Source organism: Klebsiella sp. V115_8, assembly GCF_029967715.1.
In the GTDB taxonomy this organism is placed as follows: domain Bacteria; phylum Pseudomonadota; class Gammaproteobacteria; order Enterobacterales; family Enterobacteriaceae; genus Klebsiella; species Klebsiella quasipneumoniae.
The window spans coordinates 296,121-312,852 of the sequence record NZ_JASCAR010000043.1 but is presented as its reverse complement, the minus strand read 5'-3'; the positions used below and the strand labels follow the sequence as shown (position 1 = coordinate 312,852).

At 59.0% G+C, this 16,732-nt stretch carries 20 protein-coding genes; 11 read left to right on the top strand and 9 right to left on the bottom strand.

Annotation, left to right across the window (positions count from 1 at the left end):
* The first annotated feature begins 9 nt into the window (after positions 1–9).
* The 3 genes from secF (at position 10) to QLG03_RS21025 (ending at position 2,202) form a co-directional block, all read left to right on the top strand.
* Positions 10–981 carry a protein translocase subunit SecF gene (gene secF, locus QLG03_RS21035; protein ID WP_008805371.1) on the top strand — a complete coding sequence of 324 codons (972 nt, stop codon included), beginning with the start codon at positions 10–12 and terminating at the stop codon, positions 979–981.
* Positions 982–1,116: 135 nt separating this feature from the next.
* Complete coding sequence (locus QLG03_RS21030; protein ID WP_016160371.1) at positions 1,117–1,482, top strand: VOC family protein; 366 nt, start codon at positions 1,117–1,119, stop codon at positions 1,480–1,482.
* Positions 1,483–1,506: 24 nt separating this feature from the next.
* A complete protein-coding gene (locus QLG03_RS21025) occupies positions 1,507–2,202 on the top strand; it encodes a YafY family protein (RefSeq protein WP_255988438.1) in 696 nt (231 codons plus the stop codon).
* A gap of 42 nt (positions 2,203–2,244) precedes the next feature.
* Here the strand turns inward: QLG03_RS21025 and QLG03_RS21020 are convergent, their stop codons facing one another.
* Entirely contained in the window at positions 2,245–3,129 is an 885-nt protein-coding gene (locus QLG03_RS21020; protein ID WP_004204836.1) for a nucleoside-specific channel-forming protein Tsx, read from the bottom strand.
* Between the two features lie 300 nt (positions 3,130–3,429).
* Entirely contained in the window at positions 3,430–3,966 is a 537-nt protein-coding gene (locus QLG03_RS21015; RefSeq protein ID WP_112201843.1) for a DUF3251 domain-containing protein, read from the bottom strand.
* A gap of 147 nt (positions 3,967–4,113) precedes the next feature.
* On the opposite strand from QLG03_RS21015, the gene nrdR reads away from it, so the two are divergent.
* From nrdR to pgpA, 6 genes are all read left to right on the top strand, one after another.
* Positions 4,114–4,563, top strand: a complete 450-nt coding sequence (nrdR, locus tag QLG03_RS21010) for a transcriptional regulator NrdR (RefSeq protein WP_002890417.1) — start codon at positions 4,114–4,116, stop codon at positions 4,561–4,563.
* Positions 4,564–4,566: 3 nt separating this feature from the next.
* Positions 4,567–5,670, top strand: coding sequence for a bifunctional diaminohydroxyphosphoribosylaminopyrimidine deaminase/5-amino-6-(5-phosphoribosylamino)uracil reductase RibD (gene ribD, locus QLG03_RS21005; RefSeq protein ID WP_255988436.1), 1,104 nt, complete (start codon positions 4,567–4,569; stop codon positions 5,668–5,670).
* A gap of 87 nt (positions 5,671–5,757) precedes the next feature.
* On the top strand, positions 5,758–6,228 hold the full coding sequence (gene ribE, locus QLG03_RS21000; RefSeq protein ID WP_001021161.1) for a 6,7-dimethyl-8-ribityllumazine synthase: 471 nt from the start codon (positions 5,758–5,760) through the stop codon (positions 6,226–6,228).
* A 19-nt stretch (positions 6,229–6,247) separates the two neighbouring features.
* On the top strand, positions 6,248–6,667 hold the full coding sequence (gene nusB, locus QLG03_RS20995; protein ID WP_002891356.1) for a transcription antitermination factor NusB: 420 nt from the start codon (positions 6,248–6,250) through the stop codon (positions 6,665–6,667).
* A 71-nt stretch (positions 6,668–6,738) separates the two neighbouring features.
* The gene (thiL, locus tag QLG03_RS20990; protein ID WP_023288597.1) at positions 6,739–7,710 is read left to right on the top strand and encodes a thiamine-phosphate kinase; all 972 of its coding nucleotides are present in this window, start codon (positions 6,739–6,741) and stop codon (positions 7,708–7,710) included.
* Positions 7,703–8,206, top strand: a complete 504-nt coding sequence (gene pgpA / locus QLG03_RS20985; protein WP_004177266.1) for a phosphatidylglycerophosphatase A — start codon at positions 7,703–7,705, stop codon at positions 8,204–8,206. Before thiL ends, pgpA begins: the two co-directional genes overlap by 8 nt.
* A 45-nt stretch (positions 8,207–8,251) precedes the next feature.
* Here the strand turns inward: pgpA and QLG03_RS20980 are convergent, their stop codons facing one another.
* From QLG03_RS20980 to xseB, 4 genes are read right to left on the bottom strand one after another with little or no spacing between them, the layout of a single operon-like run.
* Positions 8,252–9,226 (bottom strand): aldo/keto reductase, encoded by a 975-nt coding sequence (locus QLG03_RS20980; RefSeq protein ID WP_117135864.1) that lies wholly within the window; start codon positions 9,224–9,226, stop codon positions 8,252–8,254.
* A gap of 60 nt (positions 9,227–9,286) precedes the next feature.
* Positions 9,287–11,149 carry a 1-deoxy-D-xylulose-5-phosphate synthase gene (dxs, locus tag QLG03_RS20975; RefSeq protein ID WP_023288599.1) on the bottom strand — a complete coding sequence of 621 codons (1,863 nt, stop codon included), beginning with the start codon at positions 11,147–11,149 and terminating at the stop codon, positions 9,287–9,289.
* An 18-nt stretch (positions 11,150–11,167) separates the two neighbouring features.
* Positions 11,168–12,067: a (2E,6E)-farnesyl diphosphate synthase gene (ispA, locus tag QLG03_RS20970; protein ID WP_004204826.1), complete on the bottom strand. Its 900-nt coding sequence runs from the start codon at positions 12,065–12,067 to the stop codon at positions 11,168–11,170.
* Entirely contained in the window at positions 12,068–12,310 is a 243-nt protein-coding gene (gene xseB / locus QLG03_RS20965) for an exodeoxyribonuclease VII small subunit (RefSeq protein ID WP_004204824.1), read from the bottom strand. It abuts the gene before it with no gap.
* Between the two features lie 181 nt (positions 12,311–12,491).
* Between xseB and thiI the strand changes: the two genes are divergently transcribed.
* On the top strand, positions 12,492–13,940 hold the full coding sequence (thiI, locus tag QLG03_RS20960; protein WP_004151340.1) for a tRNA uracil 4-sulfurtransferase ThiI: 1,449 nt from the start codon (positions 12,492–12,494) through the stop codon (positions 13,938–13,940).
* 66 nt (positions 13,941–14,006) lie between these two features.
* Here thiI and QLG03_RS20955 read toward each other — a convergent pair whose 3' ends face one another.
* Genes QLG03_RS20955 through panE form a run of 3 tightly spaced genes read right to left on the bottom strand, consistent with a single transcriptional unit; the run spans position 14,007 to position 16,002 of the window.
* On the bottom strand, positions 14,007–14,483 hold the full coding sequence (locus tag QLG03_RS20955) for an SRPBCC family protein (protein WP_023288600.1): 477 nt from the start codon (positions 14,481–14,483) through the stop codon (positions 14,007–14,009).
* Positions 14,484–14,534: 51 nt separating this feature from the next.
* A complete protein-coding gene (yajL, locus tag QLG03_RS20950) occupies positions 14,535–15,128 on the bottom strand; it encodes a protein deglycase YajL (protein ID WP_117135863.1) in 594 nt (197 codons plus the stop codon).
* The gene (gene panE / locus QLG03_RS20945; protein ID WP_023288602.1) at positions 15,091–16,002 is read right to left on the bottom strand and encodes a 2-dehydropantoate 2-reductase; all 912 of its coding nucleotides are present in this window, start codon (positions 16,000–16,002) and stop codon (positions 15,091–15,093) included. The genes yajL and panE overlap by 38 nt, the downstream gene beginning before the upstream one ends.
* Positions 16,003–16,220: 218 nt before the next feature.
* On the opposite strand from panE, the gene QLG03_RS20940 reads away from it, so the two are divergent.
* The gene (locus tag QLG03_RS20940; protein ID WP_002891465.1) at positions 16,221–16,712 is read left to right on the top strand and encodes a YajQ family cyclic di-GMP-binding protein; all 492 of its coding nucleotides are present in this window, start codon (positions 16,221–16,223) and stop codon (positions 16,710–16,712) included.
* Positions 16,713–16,732: the final 20 nt, after the last annotated feature.

Below are 16,732 nucleotides of genomic sequence, written 5' to 3'. Positions count from 1 at the left end.
GAGTGCGTTGTGGCACAGGAATATACTGTTGAACAATTGAACCACGGCCGTAAAGTCTGGGACTTTATGCGCTGGGATTACTGGGCCTTCGGCATTTCAGGCTTTCTGCTGATTGTGTCGATCGCCATCATCGGCGTCCGCGGCTTTAACTGGGGTCTCGATTTCACCGGCGGTACGGTGATCGAAATTACCCTTGAGAAGCCGGTCGATCTGGACCAGATGCGCGATTCCCTGCAGAAAGCGGGCTTTGAAGAGCCGCAGGTGCAGAACTTTGGCAGCAGCCGCGACATCATGGTACGTATGCCGCCGGTGCATGACGCCAACGTCAGCCAGGAGCTGGGCAGCAAGGTCGTGACGGTGATTAACGAATCGACCAGCCAGAACGCGGCGGTGAAGCGTATTGAGTTTGTCGGCCCGAGCGTCGGCGCGGACCTTGCGCAAACCGGCGCCCTGGCGCTGATTGCCGCGCTGGTCTGTATCCTGATTTACGTCGGCTTCCGCTTCGAATGGCGTCTGGCGGCGGGGGTGGTTATCGCCCTGGCGCACGACGTGGTGATCACCATGGGGGTGCTGTCGCTATTCCATATCGAGATCGACCTGACCATTGTGGCCTCGTTGATGTCGGTTATCGGCTACTCGCTGAACGACAGTATCGTGGTATCGGACCGTATCCGTGAAAACTTCCGTAAGATCCGCCGCGGTACGCCGTACGAGATCTTCAACGTGTCGTTGACCCAGACGCTGCACCGTACCTTGATCACCTCCGGGACCACCCTGATGGTGATCCTGATGCTGTTCCTGTTCGGCGGCCCGATTCTGGAAGGCTTCTCGCTGACCATGCTGATCGGTGTCTCCATCGGTACGGCTTCTTCTATCTACGTCGCCTCCGCGCTGGCGTTGAAGCTGGGCATGAAGCGCGAGCATCTGCTGCAGCAGAAGGTCGAAAAAGAAGGGGCGGACCAGCCGTCTATTCTGCCGTAATACAGTTCAGTTGACATAACGCAATCCCGGCCAGGCGCCGGGATTTTTTTTGCCCGCGACAAAACCTGCTGACAGTATGCTGTCAGGAGCCCTCCCATACACTCCTTCTGAACTCACTAACGAGCAGGAGGAAGTATGAATAACGTGATTAACTGGTTTGAAATTCCGGTCGCCGATATGGATCGCGCCGTCGCGTTTTATGAGCCGGTGATGCAGGTGACGCTGCGTCGCGAAACCATGGACTGCGCCGAGCTGGCGGTGTTCCCGCATCAGGATCCGGCCCCCGGCGGCGCGCTGGCCAAATTTGAGGGTATCGCGCCCTCTGCGCAGGGCGCTATTATTTACCTGCATACAGACCATCTTGCCGCCACCCTCGACCGCGTTGCCTCGGCGGGTGGGGCATGTGTTTTCGGGCCGCTGACGCTGCCGAATGATATTGGCACCATCGCGCTGTTTACTGACAGCGAGGGCAACCGCGTCGGCCTACACCAACCGGCTTAACCTGAACTTTTTGTGAAGTGAGACATGACCCGACGCGCCGACCGTTTATTTCAGATTGTGCAGATCCTGCGCGGCAGGCGGCTCACCACCGCCGCGCTGCTGGCGGAGCGGCTGGGCGTGTCGGAGCGCACCGTGTATCGCGATATTCGCGATCTCTCCCTCTCCGGCGTGCCGGTGGAGGGCGAGGCGGGGAGTGGTTATCGCCTGCTGGTGGGTTATGATCTGCCGCCGCTAATGCTGACCACCAAAGAATCCGAAGCGCTGATCGCCGCGATCCGGCTGCTGAAAACCTGGGGCGGCGAGGCGCTGTCGCACTCGCTGGAGTCTGCCCAGGAGAAGATGCTGGCGATCCTGCCGGAGGCGCGCCGGCGCCAGGCGGAGCAGACCCGCCTGTTTGCCCCCGATCTCGGCGCCCATCGCTATGCCAAAACCTTCTTTGACGTCATTCATCAGGCGGTCTCCGGCCAGCAGGTGCTGGCGCTGCGCTATCAGGATGAGTCCGGTCGGGTGACCGAGCGCGACGTGCTGCCGCTGGGGCTGTTTTTCTGGGGGGAGCGCTGGCTGCTGGTGGCCTGGTGCGAGCTGCGCAATGATTATCGCAACTTTCGCCTCGACCGCTGTCTGGCGGTCAGGGCGACCGAGCGTCGATTCAGCGAGTGCGCCGACCGCTCGTTAAGCGATTTTCTGCGCAAGGTCCGCTGCGACGTGTGGGAGAAATAAAAACGCCCGGGAGGCCCGGGCGCTGTCCTGCCGTTTCAGCAATCAGAAGTTGTAACCAACCACGAAGTAACCACCCCAACCGGTTGAGCGGACGCTGAAATCGCCATCGCCGAAGTTCAGCTTGGCATCGTCAGCCCACTGGCCGCCGTTATGGAAGTAACGGGCCACCACCGAGTAGTGCCAGTGCGCATAGTTCAGCGCCAGGATATGGCTGGAGGCGATGGAGTTGCTGGTGCGCGCGTGCTTCCCGTTCAGATCGTAGAAGTTGTCATCGCCGAGGTCAGAGCCCCAGTCGAAGTTGGTGAAGCCGATGTAGCTCAGCGAACCGCCCCACAGGTCGGTCAGCGGCACAAAGTATTTCACTTTGAAGCGGTAGCCGTCCCACTCGTTTTCGTTGGACGCGCCGTAGTTCTGCCACTGGTATTTGGCGTAGACGTTCAGCGACAGGCTCATCGGCAGGCCGGTGTCGATATCGGTACCCAGACCCATATACCAGGTGCTCTGCTCCTGGGAGTCATTGCGGCCCATATCGTAGATATAGTTGTTCGCGAAATACCACTCTTTGAACGGCCCGAAGCTCAGGTCGGTGTTGGTCAGCTTATCGATAGAGAAGCGCGGTTCGATCTCCATAAACAGCGGGGAGCCGTTGTTCCAGATACCTTTTGCCGTGCTGTTGCCGCCGAAGAATACCGGGGCATCGATATAGCCGTAGAAATCAAACCAGTCTTTTTTGGCGAACGCTTCGTATTCCAGGTAGGTATCGTTACGGATCTGCGGTCCAAAACGGGTGTGGTAGCTGCCCACCACGTTAACACTCTGGTGCCACCAGTCAGACAGATACTGCGGTTTGTCGTTTTCTGCCGCGCCCGCGGTAAAAGAAGTGGAGAGCGCCACAACCGCACCCGCTGCCAGTAATGTTTTTTTCATAGTAATGCCACTGTTTAAATTGAGCCTGAAGGCGTTAAAAGAAGTGCCGAAGCGTTTCTAAATATTTCGTGTTTCTGTGGGGGTCTATTATAGGAATCATTGCTCACAAAAATACGTGTTGTTTCACATAACCAGAACATGCGTAATCGATTGCGTTCACGATTCTATGCATTTCTTGACAAAATGCTACTGAAAATCGCGATGCAGAACGATTTCTAATGAACTCTTGCGAAAAGTTGTAAGTGGATAAGAATAACGGGACAGGGCGTCGCCGGGCAGGGGGAAGCCCGGCGGCAAGGCTTACTGCGCGGCTGGCTGGATATCGTGGACGCGAATAAAACCGACTTTGTCCGGCGTCACGTTCAGGCGCAGGGGGATATCGACATCGCTGGGGGCGAGAATGCTGGCCGGGGCGCTGATCAATTGATCCTGAACATTCACTTCCTGGTAGCTGTGGGTAGTACCGGTGATCTGTCCGGAGGCGACGGTGGCGGTAAAGGCCGGCAGCGGATCGTTGGATTCGCCCTGAATACGTAAGGTCAGGCGTGACCCGTCGCCATCCGGCGTAATGCTCGCCACCGACATGCGCAGGGTGCCGATCTGGCTCTCCAGCCGCGCCGGGGTTTTCGCCTCCGGCAGCAGATAGACGCCGCGGGTGGATTTCGCGTTCAGCGCGTTTTGCTGGGTAATTTTGATCGTTTGCTGATTGAGCTGGGTCATCTCCTGGCTCAGCGTACTCACGCTCTGGTGCATCTGGCGGATTTCGCTTTGCTGGGCGCAGGCGGTCAGGGTAAACAGGCTGCCCGCGATGGCGAGTTTCAGGTAACGTCTTGTCATGGTCAGGATTCCGTTTGCAGAGGATGCTTAATGGTAGCCAAACCGCCTGACTCTCCCATAGATCCTTTGTCTCAAAAGCTCTTTCTTTGTAGTCAGGTCACTTCGCGGTAAACTACCCTTCAGTTTAACTACCTGTCAGGACGCGCTATGCATTGCCCTTTCTGTTTCGCCGTGGATACCAAAGTGATCGACTCTCGTCTGGTAGGGGAAGGCTCTTCCGTGCGTCGCCGTCGGCAGTGTCTGGTCTGTAATGAGCGCTTTACCACCTTCGAAGTGGCGGAGCTGGTCATGCCGCGGGTGGTGAAGAGTAACGATGTGCGTGAACCCTTCAACGAAGACAAGCTGCGCAGTGGGATGCTGAAAGCGCTGGAGAAACGTCCGGTCAGCGCCGATGACGTCGAAATGGCGGTCAACCATATCAAAACCCATCTGCGCGGCACCGGCGAGCGCGAAGTGGCCAGCAAAATGATCGGCAACCTGGTGATGGAGCAGCTGAAAAAACTGGATAAAGTCGCCTATATTCGCTTCGCGTCGGTCTATCGCAGCTTCGAAGATATCAAAGAATTCGGCGAAGAGATCGCCCGCTTACAGGACTAAGCCATGCAGGACGAAATGTACATGGCGCGTGCGCTCAAGCTCGCCGCCCGCGGTCGCTTTACCACCCATCCTAACCCTAACGTTGGCTGCGTCATTGTTAAAGACGGCGAGATCGTCGGCGAAGGGTTCCACTATCGCGCCGGCGAGCCGCATGCCGAAGTGCACGCTCTGCGGATGGCCGGGGAAAAGGCGCGAGGCGCCACCGCCTACGTCACCCTCGAGCCCTGCAGCCACCACGGTCGTACGCCGCCGTGCTGCGACGCCCTGATTGCCGCCGGCGTCAGCCGCGTGGTCGCCGCGATGCAGGATCCGAACCCGCAGGTGGCGGGGCGCGGCCTGTACCGTCTGCAGCAGGCCGGTATTGACGTCAGCCACGGGCTGATGATGAACGAGGCGGAAGCGCTGAATAAGGGCTTCCTGAAGCGGATGCGCACCGGTTTTCCCTGGGTCCAGCTCAAGCTGGGCGCCTCGCTGGACGGCCGCACGGCGATGGCCAGCGGCGAAAGCCAGTGGATCACCTCCCCGCAGGCGCGACGCGACGTGCAGCGTCTACGCGCCCAGAGCCATGCTATCCTGACCAGCAGCGCCACCGTGCTGGCGGACGATCCGGCGCTGACCGTGCGCTGGCAGGAGCTGAGCGCCGATAACCAGGCGCTGTATCCCGAAGCGAATTTGCGCCAGCCGCTGCGCGTCGTTATCGACAGCCAGAACCGCGTCACGCCCGAGCATCGTATTGTGCAGCAGGCGGGGGAAACGCTGTTTGCCCGCCTGAGCGCCGATGAGCGCCAGTGGCCGGACAGCGTGCGCACGCTGCTGGTTCCGGAACATAACGGCCATCTCGATCTGGTGCTGCTGATGATGCTGCTCGGCAAACAGCAGATCAACAGCGTCTGGGTGGAGGCGGGGGCCACGCTTGCCGGGGCGCTGCTGCAGGCGGGCCTGGTCGACGAGCTTATCGTCTATATTGCGCCTAAACTGTTAGGCAATGCGGCGCGTGGATTATGCGCGCTGCCGGGGCTTGAAGAACTGAGCCAGGCGCCCCATTTCAAATTCAATGAGATACGTCAGGTTGGCCCGGATGTCTGCCTGCATTTAACCACTGCGTGAGGCTTTCCTGATTATTAGGAAGCAGCGCTCAGAATAATATGATAAAATCCGCCCCCCTTGCGGGGCACATGAACCCGAAGGAAGAGTATGAACATTATTGAAGCTAACGTTGCTACCCCGGACGCTCGCGTCGCCATCACCATTGCGCGTTTCAACAACTTTATCAATGACAGCCTGCTGGAAGGTGCGATTGACGCCCTGAAACGCATTGGTCAGGTAAAAGATGAAAACATCACCGTTGTTTGGGTTCCAGGCGCGTACGAGCTGCCGCTGGCGGCTGGCGCACTGGCGAAAACCGGTAAATATGACGCGGTGATTGCGCTGGGTACGGTGATTCGCGGCGGTACCGCCCACTTTGAATATGTGGCTGGCGGTGCCAGCAATGGCCTGGCGCACGTCGCTCAGGACAGCGAAATCCCGGTAGCCTTTGGTGTTCTGACCACTGAAAGTATTGAACAAGCCATCGAGCGCGCTGGCACCAAAGCCGGTAACAAAGGCGCAGAAGCTGCGCTGACCGCGCTGGAAATGATTAACGTATTGAAAGCCATCAAGGCCTGATTTTTGTAAGGGGAATTCCGTGAAACCTGCTGCTCGTCGCCGCGCCCGTGAGTGTGCCGTTCAGGCGCTCTACTCCTGGCAGTTGTCCCACAACGACATCGCTGATGTCGAATACCAGTTCCTGGCGGAACAGGACGTAAAAGATGTTGATGTTCTGTATTTCCGCGAACTGCTGTCCGGAGTGGCGACTAACAGCGCGTACCTCGACGGCCTGATGAAGCCCTACCTGTCCCGTCAGCTGGAAGAGCTGGGTCAGGTGGAAAAAGCGGTGCTGCGTATCGCGCTGTTTGAGCTATCCAAACGTGATGACGTACCGTATAAAGTGGCCATCAATGAAGCTATCGAACTGGCGAAAACCTTCGGCGCTGAAGATAGCCACAAGTTCGTCAATGGCGTGCTGGACAAAGCGGCTCCGGTAATTCGTCCCCACAAGAAGTAAACTGCAGGCCGGGTTTTGCGAGGGTCGCCTCGCAACCCGGCCTTATTTATTATTTTGCTGAGGCATAACGTATGGCATGTGGCGAATTCTCCCTGATTGCCCGTTATTTTGATCGCGTTAAAAGCGCTCGTCTTGATGTCGAAACCGGTATCGGCGACGACTGCGCTCTCCTGAATATTCCCGAGAAAAAAACGCTGGCAATCAGCACCGACACTCTGGTGGCGGGCAATCACTTCTTACCCGATATCGACCCGGCCGACCTCGCCTATAAAGCGCTGGCGGTAAACCTGAGCGACCTCGCGGCGATGGGCGCGGAGCCGGCGTGGCTCACCCTGGCGCTGACCTTGCCGGAGGTGGATGAAGCCTGGCTGGAAGCCTTCAGCGACAGCCTGTTTGTCCAGCTTGACTACTACGATATGCAGCTGATTGGCGGCGACACCACCCGCGGCCCGCTCGCCATGACCCTGGGTATCCACGGCTTTGTGCCGCCAGGGCGCGCCATGAAACGTTCAGGTGCGAAGCCGGGAGACTGGATCTATGTCACCGGCACTCCAGGGGACAGCGCCGCCGGCCTGGCGCTGTTGCAGAACCGTCTGACGGTGGATGCGCCGACGGATGCCGATTACCTGCTGGCCCGTCACCTGCGTCCGATGCCCCGCGTGCTGCAGGGCCAGGCGCTGCGCGACCTGGCGACGTCGGCCATCGATCTCTCCGACGGCCTGATCTCCGATCTGGGTCATATTCTCAAAGCCAGCGACTGCGGCGCGCGCATCGATCTTGATGCCATGCCGTACTCCGACGCCATGCTGCGCCAGGTTGAGCCCGAGCAGGCGCTGCGCTGGGCGCTCGCAGGTGGAGAAGATTACGAACTGTGCTTTACCGTACCGGAACTGAACCGCGGGGCGTTGGACGTGGCCCTTGGCCATCTAGGCGCGCGTTTTACCTGTATCGGACAGATTGCGCCGGAGAGCGAAGGTTTGCAGTTTATCCGTGACGGTAAGCCGGTCACGCTTGATTTAAAGGGATACGATCACTTTGCGTAGTCGAGACGAGGCGCTTAGCCGCCTGAGTATGCGTAATCCGTGGCATCTGCTGGCGACCGGCTTTGGCAGCGGCTTAAGCCCGGTGGTGCCGGGGACGATGGGCTCGCTGGCGGCGATCCCGTTCTGGTATCTGATGACTTTTCTCCCCTGGCAGCTCTACTCGCTGGTGGTGATGATGAGCATCTGTATCGGAGTCTATCTGTGCCATCGTACGGCCAAAGATATGGGCACCCATGACCACGGCAGCATCGTCTGGGACGAGTTCGTCGGGATGTGGATCACCCTGATGGCGCTGCCGACCCTCGACTGGCAGTGGGTGGCCGCCGGCTTCGTCATTTTCCGTATCTTCGATATGTGGAAACCGTGGCCGATTCGCTGGTTTGACCGCAATATTCACGGCGGAATGGGGATCATGGTGGACGATATCGTCGCCGGCGTGATCTCCGCCGGCGTGCTGTATGTTATTGGCCATCACTGGCCGATCGGTCTGCTTTGACCGCTTCTCCCCGGCAGCGCCATGCTGTCGGGGAAATCACGCCCGTCACTTAAATCCCACCACCGCATGCGGCTGATAGGGCGCCTCCAGTTTGTCGATCTGTTCCGAAGATAGCGTCAAATCCACCGCCTGCAGCAGGTCATCGAGCTGCTCCTGGCGCGACGGACCGATAATCGGCGCGGCGACGCCGGGCTTGCTTAACAGCCAGGCGAGGGCGACCTGTGCGCGACTGGCGTCGAGCTCTTCCGCCACGTCCGCGAGATTCCCGGCGATCTGCGCGTCGTTCTCTTCGCTGGTGCTGTAAAGCGATTTGCCGAACTCATCCGAGACCAGCCGGGCGGTGGTCTCACCCCATGGGCGGGTCAGCCTGCCGCGCGCCAGCGGGCTCCACGGGATCACCGCCACGCCGTTACGCTGGCACAGGGGCAGCATCTCATTCTCTTCTTCCCGGTAAATCAGGTTGTAGTGATCCTGCATGGTGACGAAGCGCGCCCAGCCGTTCTGCTGCTGAAGCGCCAGCGCCTGGGCAAACTGCCGGGCATGCATGGACGAGGCGCCGATATAGCGCGCTTTGCCGGCTTTCACCACCTCGTCCAGCGCTTCGAGCGTCTCTTCAATCGGGGTGCTGTAGTCCCAGCGGTGGATCTGCAGCAGGTCGACATAGTCCATCCCGAGACGGCGCAGGCTGTCGTCGATGGAGCGCAGGATCTGCGCCCGGGAAAGCCCTTCCGCCAGATCGCCGACCTGGTGATAGACCTTGGTGGCGACAATCACCTCATCGCGGCGGGCAAAGTCGCGCAGGGCTCGGCCGACGATCTCTTCGCTGCTGCCGTCGGAGTAGCTGTTGGCGGTATCGAAGAAGTTGATGCCGCCTTCAATGGCGTGCTGAATGAGCGGGCGACTGCTCTCTTCCGGAAGCGTCCAGGCGTGCCTGCCGCGGTCCGGCTCGCCGAAGGTCATGCAGCCGAGGCAGAGTCGGGAAACACGTAAGGCAGTATCGCCGAGGGGGATATAGTGCATAGTGCGCTCCTGCTATTCATCAAGGGTATCCCTTAAGCATAGCAGGAGCGGGAGGGGCGATTATGCCAGCCAGTCGAGGATTTTGGCTTCAATGCCGGCGGCATCAAGGCCGAGGTCGGCGCGGATCTCTTCCTGAGTGCCCTGCGGAATAAAGACATCCGGCAGGCCAATATTGAGTACCGGTACCGCCCGGCGATGGGCCATCAGCACTTCATTCACGCCGCTGCCGGCGCCGCCCATAATGGCGTTCTCTTCCAGCGTCACCAGAACGTCGTGCTCGCCTGCCAGCTGCAGGATCAGCGCGGTATCCAGCGGCTTCACAAAGCGCATATCCACCAGGGTGGCGTTGAGTTTGTCCGCCACCGCCGCGGCTTCCGGCAGCAGGGTGCCGAAGTTAAGGATCGCGACCTTCTCGCCCTGGCGCTTCACGACCCCTTTGCCGATCGGCAGCGATGCCAGCGGCTCCAGCGTCGCGCCGGTGCCGCTGCCGCGCGGATAGCGCACCGCGCAGGGTCCGTCGCTGTAGTGGTAGCCGGTGTGCAGCATCTGGCGGCATTCATTTTCATCGCTCGGCGTCATCACCACCATATCCGGAATACAGCGCAGGAAGGAGAGATCGAACGCCCCCTGATGCGTCTGGCCGTCTGCGCCGACAATCCCGGCGCGGTCGATGGCAAACAGCACCGGCAGCTTCTGAATAGCCACATCGTGGATCACCTGATCGTAGGCTCGCTGCAGGAACGTGGAGTAGATGGCGACGACGGGCTTGTAGTCGCCAATCGCCAGTCCGGCGGCGAAAGTGACCGCATGCTGCTCGGCGATGGCGACGTCAAAGTACTGATCGGGGAATTTCTTCGAAAATTCCACCATCCCTGAACCTTCGCGCATCGCCGGGGTGATGGCCATCAGCTTGCTGTCTTTGGCCGCCGTTTCGCACAGCCAGTCGCCGAAGATTTTCGAGTAGGAGGGGAGACCGCCGCTGCTTTTGGGCAGCACGCCGCTGGTATGGTCGAACTTCGGCACCGCGTGGAAAGTGATCGGGTCTTTCTCGGCGGGCTCATAGCCGCGGCCTTTTTTGGTCATAATATGCAGGAACTGCGGGCCCTTCAGGTCGCGCATGTTCTTCAGAGTGCTGACCAGACCGAGCACATCGTGGCCATCCACCGGGCCGATGTAGTTAAAGCCCAGCTCTTCAAACAGCGTCCCAGGCACCACCATGCCTTTGATATGCTCTTCGGTCCGCTTAAGCAGCTCTTTAATCGGCGGTACGCCGGAGAAGACCTTTTTGCCGCCTTCGCGCAGGGTGGAGTAGAGCTTACCGGAGAGCAGCTGCGCCAGATGATTGTTCAGCGCGCCGACGTTCTCGGAGATCGACATTTCATTGTCATTCAGCACCACCAGCAGATCGGGTTTGATATCTCCGGCGTGGTTCATCGCCTCAAACGCCATGCCGGCGGTGATCGCCCCGTCGCCAATCACGCACACCGCGCGCCGCTGCTTATCCTCTTTCGCGGCGGCGATAGCCACCCCGATGCCAGCAGAAATGGAGGTGGAGGAGTGACCGACGCTCAGTACGTCGTACTCGCTCTCACCGCGCCACGGGAAGGGGTGCAGGCCGCCTTTCTGGCGAATGGTGCCGATTTTGTCGCGGCGGCCGGTCAGAATTTTATGCGGGTAGGCCTGGTGGCCGACGTCCCAGATCAGGCGATCGAAGGGCGTGTTATAGACGTAGTGCAGCGCCACGGTCAGTTCCACGGTGCCGAGGCCAGAGGCAAAGTGACCGCTGGAGCGGCTGACGCTGTCCAGCAGGTAGCGCCGCAGCTCATCACACAGCTTCGGCAGGCTCTCTTTTGGCAACAGGCGCAACTCCTGGGTGGAATCTACCAGCGCCAGGGTCGGGTATTTGGCAATATCAAAACTCATCAGAGACTCATTTATTGTTTATTTATCGCGCTGAATAATGTAATTCGCGAGCGCTTCCAGTGCCGAAGTATCCAGAGATTGTGCGGCCAGTTCATCTAACGACCGGCGGGCATCAGCGATCAGGTCGTGCGCTTTCTTCCGGGCTTGCTCAAGGCCCAGGAGGGCGGGATAGGTGCTTTTACCCAATTGCTGGTCGGCACCCTGACGTTTGCCAAGGGTCGCAGTATCCCCTACCACGTCGAGAATGTCATCCTGGACCTGGAAGGCCAGGCCGATATTTTCCGCATAGCGATCCAGCGCGGGAAGGGCGGCGCGCCCACGTTCGCCAGCGCTCAGCGCCCCCATGCGGACGGCGGCGCGGATCAGCGCGCCCGTTTTGTGGCGGTGGATACGCTCCAGCGCCTGCAGATTCACCTGCTGTCCTTCCGCCTGCAGATCCAGCGCCTGGCCGCCGCACATGCCCGCCACGCCGCTGGCCTGCGCCAGTTCGGAAACCATCGCCAGACGATCCCGGTCAGGGACGTCCGTCATCGGCGCATCACTGAGTATAGAAAACGCCAGCGTTTGCAGGGCATCTCCCGCAAGAATTGCGTTGGCTTCGCCAAATTTAATATGGCAGGTCGGCAGTCCGCGACGCAGATCGTCATCATCCATCGCCGGCAAATCATCATGCATCAGGGAATAAGCATGAATGCATTCGACCGCGGCGGCAGGGGCGTCCAGCGTGGTGCGGCTCACGCCGAACATCTCGCCGGTAGCGTAGACAAGGAAGGGACGCAGGCGTTTACCGCCTAAGAGTGCGCCATAATGCATCGCTTCCACCAGCGGAGTGTTCTGAAAGGGCTGCGGCGCGATAAAACGGCGCAGCGCCTCGTTAGCCTGTTCCACACAGGCCTGCAATTGTTGCGGGAAATCCATTTATTCAGCGTCCGGCGTAAAAGGCGTAGTCGGGGAATCTTCACTATCCGCCAGCAGGATCTGCACGCGCTGTTCGGCCTGCTGTAGCTGGCTTTGCCCCTGGCGGGCCAGCTGGACCCCGCGCTCAAATTCGCTGAGCGCTTCTTCTAACGGCAAATCGCCGCTTTCCAGACGGTTAACGATCTGCTCCAGTTCGCCCAGCGCAGTTTCAAAGCTGGCCGGGGCCTCATTTTTCTTTGGCATAGTGAATGTAGACTCTTGTTATGTCGCGACGGCAATACCGGGTATGGTAACGAAGTCACGCGTGTAAGCAAATAACGCGCAATGGTGATATACTCCGCGCCCAGGATGCAGGCACCGGTGTGCGCTGCTTTACAACTTTTGCTTAAAGCCCCGTCGGGCTTGCCAACGAACTATTGTCGCCATGAAGTTTATCATTAAATTGTTCCCGGAAATCACCATCAAAAGCCAATCTGTGCGGTTGCGCTTCATTAAAATCTTAACCGGGAACATTCGTAACGTTCTCAAAAACTATGACGAGACGCTGGCCGTCGTTCGTCATTGGGATCATATCGAAGTTCGCGCGAAAGATGAAAATCAGCGCCCGGCTATTCGCGATGCGCTGACCCGTATTCCCGGCATCCACCATATTCTGGAAGTCGAAGACGTACCGTTCACCTCGCTGCACGATATTTTTGAGCAGACGCTGCCGCTGTGGCGCGAGGCGCTGGAAGGCAAAACCTTCTGCGTGCGGGTGAAGCGTCGCGGCAAACATGAATTCACCTCAATTGAGGTGGAGCGCTACGTCGGCGGCGGCCTGAATCAGCATATTGAAACGGCGCGCGTGAAGCTGACCGACCCGGACGTCACCGTCAATCTTGAGATTGAAAACGATCGCCTGCTGCTGGTGAAAGGCCGCTATGAAGGTATCGGCGGCTTCCCGATCGGCACGCAGGAAGATGTGCTGTCGCTGATTTCCGGCGGCTTTGACTCCGGCGTCTCCAGCTACATGCTGATGCGCCGCGGCTGCCGTGTGCACTACTGCTTCTTTAACCTTGGCGGCGCCGCCCATGAGATTGGGGTCCGCCAGGTCGCGCATTATCTGTGGAACCGCTTCGGCAGCTCACACCGCGTTCGCTTTGTGGCGATTAACTTTGAGCCGGTGGTCGGCGAAATCCTCGAAAAAGTGGATGACGGTCAGATGGGCGTGGTGCTTAAGCGCATGATGGTCCGCGCCGCGTCAAAGGTCGCGGAACGCTACGGCGTGCAGGCGCTGGTCACCGGCGAAGCGCTGGGCCAGGTCTCCAGTCAGACCCTCACCAACCTGCGCCTGATCGACAACGTCTCCGATACCCTGATCCTGCGTCCGCTGATTTCGCACGATAAAGAGCACATCATTGACCTGGCCCGCGAGATCGGCACGGAAGATTTCGCCCGCACCATGCCGGAGTACTGCGGCGTGATCTCCAAAAGCCCGACCGTGAAGGCGGTGAAGGCGAAGATTGAAGCGGAAGAAGAACACTTCGATTTCAGCATTCTCGATAAAGTGGTGGAAGAGGCGAGCAATATCGATATCCGCGAAATCGCCCAGCAGACGGAAGAGACGGTGGTGGAAGTGGAAACCGTGACCGGCTTTGGCGCCAACGATGCGATCCTCGACATTCGCTCCATCGACGAGCAGGAAGACAAGCCGCTGAAGGTCGAGGGGGTTGAGGTCGTTTCCCTGCCGTTCTATAAGCTGAGCACCAAATTTGGCGATCTCGATCAGAGCAAAACCTGGCTGCTGTGGTGCGAACGCGGGGTGATGAGCCGTCTGCAGGCGCTTTATCTGCGCGAGCAGGGCTTCAGCAACGTAAAAGTTTATCGCCCGTAACAGGTTAATAGGATGCAAAAGGCCTTCCCTGATGGAAGGCCTTTTTACTATTGGCAGGGGCGTGTATTAGCGCAGGGTCAGCGCCAGGTCATTCAGCTGATCGATGACAATATTCCAGCCCTCGAAAAATCCCATCTGCTCATGCTGCTCGCGGGTTTCATCGTCGGCATGTAGCACCGTGGCCGTATAGCGACACCCGCCCTGTTCATCGGCAAAGGTGATGATGGCCGTCATCGCGAAGGGGGAAACGGCGGGACGATAATCCGCCGTCAGCATCGAGGTCATGACGATTTTTTGTTGCGGGATAACCTCAAGAAAACAGCCGGGGTTATCGCTGCGTTCACCGTCAGGGCCGTGCATCACGGTGTGAAAGGCCCCGCCGGCGCGAAAATCAAAGGCCAGCACCTCGGTTTGCCAGGGCTTCGGGCACCACCAGGTTTTGAGTAATGCCGGGTCGGCCCACGCGCGCCACAGGGCAGGGACGGGCGCGCTGAGCAGGCGGCTGATAACAAGATCGCGAGAATCGGTTGCGCTTCGGGACATGCTACGACTCCTCAGGAAAAGGGGGAGCCAGTCCGCGGCGCGGACCGGCTATCAGGCTTCGTAGTAATTATAGATGCCGGCGGCCATCACCAGCTGCGAGGCGACCTCATACGCTTTCTCGCGCCCCACCAGCAGATCGATCATTTTCAGGGCGAAATCAATCGATGTTCCCGGCGCCTGGCTGGTTAACAGATTCACCCGTGGATCCCAGACCACCCGTTTATCCTGCCACTGATCGGCGGGGATATGATCCTTCAGCGCCGGAAAACCGGTCATGTTGCCGATCGGGAACAGCTGATGGGGCACCAGCACGGTCGCCGGGGCGGCACAGATGGCGGCCACAATGCGCCCGGAGAGATGGAACTGTCGGACGGTTTCCACCAGCAACGGGCTGTCGCGGAAGCACTCTGAGCCCTTGATACCGCCCGGGAGGACGATGATATCGAAATCGCCATCGGCCACCTCGACCAGCGGGGCATCCGCCAGCAGTTTGACGCCGCGCGAGCAGACGATGGTCAGATTGCCGTCGCTGGCGACGCTGGCGGTGGTCACTTTGACTCCGCCGCGGACCAGCAGGTCGATGGTGGTGACCGCTTCGGTCTCTTCGCTACCAGGGGCGAGGCAAATCAGTGCCGACGCGCTCATATTCATTCTCCTTACGCTTGACCAGTTCAAATAAGCGGGCGTTTTCCGGTACGGCAACGCCGTGGGCGCGGGCGCGGTTGAGCAGAAAACCGGTGATATAGTCGATCTCCGTGTGCCGCTGGGCGCGAACGTCCTGCAGCATGGATGAGATATTTTCTGCCGTACTTTCAATCACCTGTTCGACATAAAATAGCAGGTTTTCCGCCGAGGTATGAATACCTTCGCGCTCCATCACTGCCGCCACCTCGCGACAAATGGCCGCAACTTCCTGCGGATAGTCGCGCAGATCGCCGTTTTTACATCCTTTCAGCGCGGTCAGGGGGTTAATCACGCAGTTAACCGCCAGCTTGCGCCAGGTGGCCGAGAAGATATTGTTGTGCCAGGCGACATCCGGCAGCACGCTCTGCAGCACTTCAGCGAGGTAGCTGTAGTCCTCTTCGTAGCTTTTCGCCGGCCCGATATGCGTGGTGCCCTGGGCGACGTGGATGATGACATTCCCGTCGCGGCGCGCCGCCTGGGTGGTGGAGGCCAGCAGCAACGGCTGTTTCACGCTGCGCAGCTCCTCGACGGTTCCCATGCCGTTATGCACCAGCACAATCGGCGTGGTGACCGGCAGGATCGCGGCCAGGTGCTTCACCGCGTTTGAAACCTGCCAGGCTTTTAAGGTGACAATCAGCAGCTCGCTGCTGGCAAGAAAATCGGGGTCGTTGGCCGTCAGCGACTCGTTGAACACCGAGCCGTCGGTTTCAATGACGTTGACGCTACAGAATGGCTGCGGTACGCGTAGCCAGCCCTGGACTTCATGTCCCTGTTTGCACAACGCGGTCAGCCATAGTTGTCCCAGTGCACCGCATCCCAGTACGGTTACTTTCATTGTTCCTCCTCATCTGCCGCTACCCCAGGCGCTGATGGCTAAAGTATATCTCGTCGCTTTTCGCATCGTCGGACGGAAAGGGGGTTTCGGCGTCGTCGGGCAGCATGGGGAAAATAGCGCGAGCGTTGCGTAATCAGCTAAGCTTCCGGGATAACAAGTTGAGTTATGCCGCGTTGCAGGTATTATGCAACGCAAAAGAAACGGAAGGAGAGGAAAAGATGCCATCTTTCGATATTGTCTCTGAAGTTGATCTTCAGGAAGCCCGTAACGCGGTGGACAACGCGAGCCGCGAAGTCGAGTCGCGTTTTGATTTTCGTGGCGTTGAAGCCACGTTTGAATTAAACGACGCCAACAAGACCATTAAAGTGCTGAGCGAGTCTGACTTCCAGGTGAATCAGCTGCTGGATATCCTGCGCGCCAAGCTGCTCAAGCGCGGCATTGAAGGCACCTCCCTCGACGTGCCGGAAGATATCGTACACAGCGGTAAAACCTGGTTTGTTGAAGCGAAGCTGAAACAGGGCATTGAAAGCGCGGTGCAGAAGAAGATCGTTAAACTGATCAAAGACAGCAAGCTGAAAGTGCAGGCCCAGATTCAGGGCGAAGAGATCCGCGTGACCGGTAAGTCCCGCGACGATCTGCAGTCGGTGATGGCGCTGGTGCGCGGTGGCGATCTGGGACAACCGTTCCAGTTCAAAAACTTCCGCGACTAAGGCGGCAGACTGACAGCAAA

Coding starts and splice junctions, on each gene's coding strand:
- ribD (WP_255988436.1), top strand. CDS start 4,567: ATGCAGGACGAAATGTACATGGCGCGTGCGCTCAAGCTCGCCGCCCGC.
- panE (WP_023288602.1), bottom strand. CDS start 16,002: ATGAAAGTAACCGTACTGGGATGCGGTGCACTGGGACAACTATGGCTG.
- QLG03_RS21025 (WP_255988438.1), top strand. CDS start 1,507: ATGACCCGACGCGCCGACCGTTTATTTCAGATTGTGCAGATCCTGCGC.
- QLG03_RS21020 (WP_004204836.1), bottom strand. CDS start 3,129: ATGAAAAAAACATTACTGGCAGCGGGTGCGGTTGTGGCGCTCTCCACT.
- QLG03_RS21030 (WP_016160371.1), top strand. CDS start 1,117: ATGAATAACGTGATTAACTGGTTTGAAATTCCGGTCGCCGATATGGAT.
- yajL (WP_117135863.1), bottom strand. CDS start 15,128: ATGAGCGCGTCGGCACTGATTTGCCTCGCCCCTGGTAGCGAAGAGACC.
- dxs (WP_023288599.1), bottom strand. CDS start 11,149: ATGAGTTTTGATATTGCCAAATACCCGACCCTGGCGCTGGTAGATTCC.
- thiL (WP_023288597.1), top strand. CDS start 6,739: ATGGCATGTGGCGAATTCTCCCTGATTGCCCGTTATTTTGATCGCGTT.
- ispA (WP_004204826.1), bottom strand. CDS start 12,067: ATGGATTTCCCGCAACAATTGCAGGCCTGTGTGGAACAGGCTAACGAG.
- QLG03_RS20980 (WP_117135864.1), bottom strand. CDS start 9,226: ATGCACTATATCCCCCTCGGCGATACTGCCTTACGTGTTTCCCGACTC.
- ribE (WP_001021161.1), top strand. CDS start 5,758: ATGAACATTATTGAAGCTAACGTTGCTACCCCGGACGCTCGCGTCGCC.
- QLG03_RS20940 (WP_002891465.1), top strand. CDS start 16,221: ATGCCATCTTTCGATATTGTCTCTGAAGTTGATCTTCAGGAAGCCCGT.
- nrdR (WP_002890417.1), top strand. CDS start 4,114: ATGCATTGCCCTTTCTGTTTCGCCGTGGATACCAAAGTGATCGACTCT.
- QLG03_RS21015 (WP_112201843.1), bottom strand. CDS start 3,966: ATGACAAGACGTTACCTGAAACTCGCCATCGCGGGCAGCCTGTTTACC.
- thiI (WP_004151340.1), top strand. CDS start 12,492: ATGAAGTTTATCATTAAATTGTTCCCGGAAATCACCATCAAAAGCCAA.
- QLG03_RS20955 (WP_023288600.1), bottom strand. CDS start 14,483: ATGTCCCGAAGCGCAACCGATTCTCGCGATCTTGTTATCAGCCGCCTG.
- xseB (WP_004204824.1), bottom strand. CDS start 12,310: ATGCCAAAGAAAAATGAGGCCCCGGCCAGCTTTGAAACTGCGCTGGGC.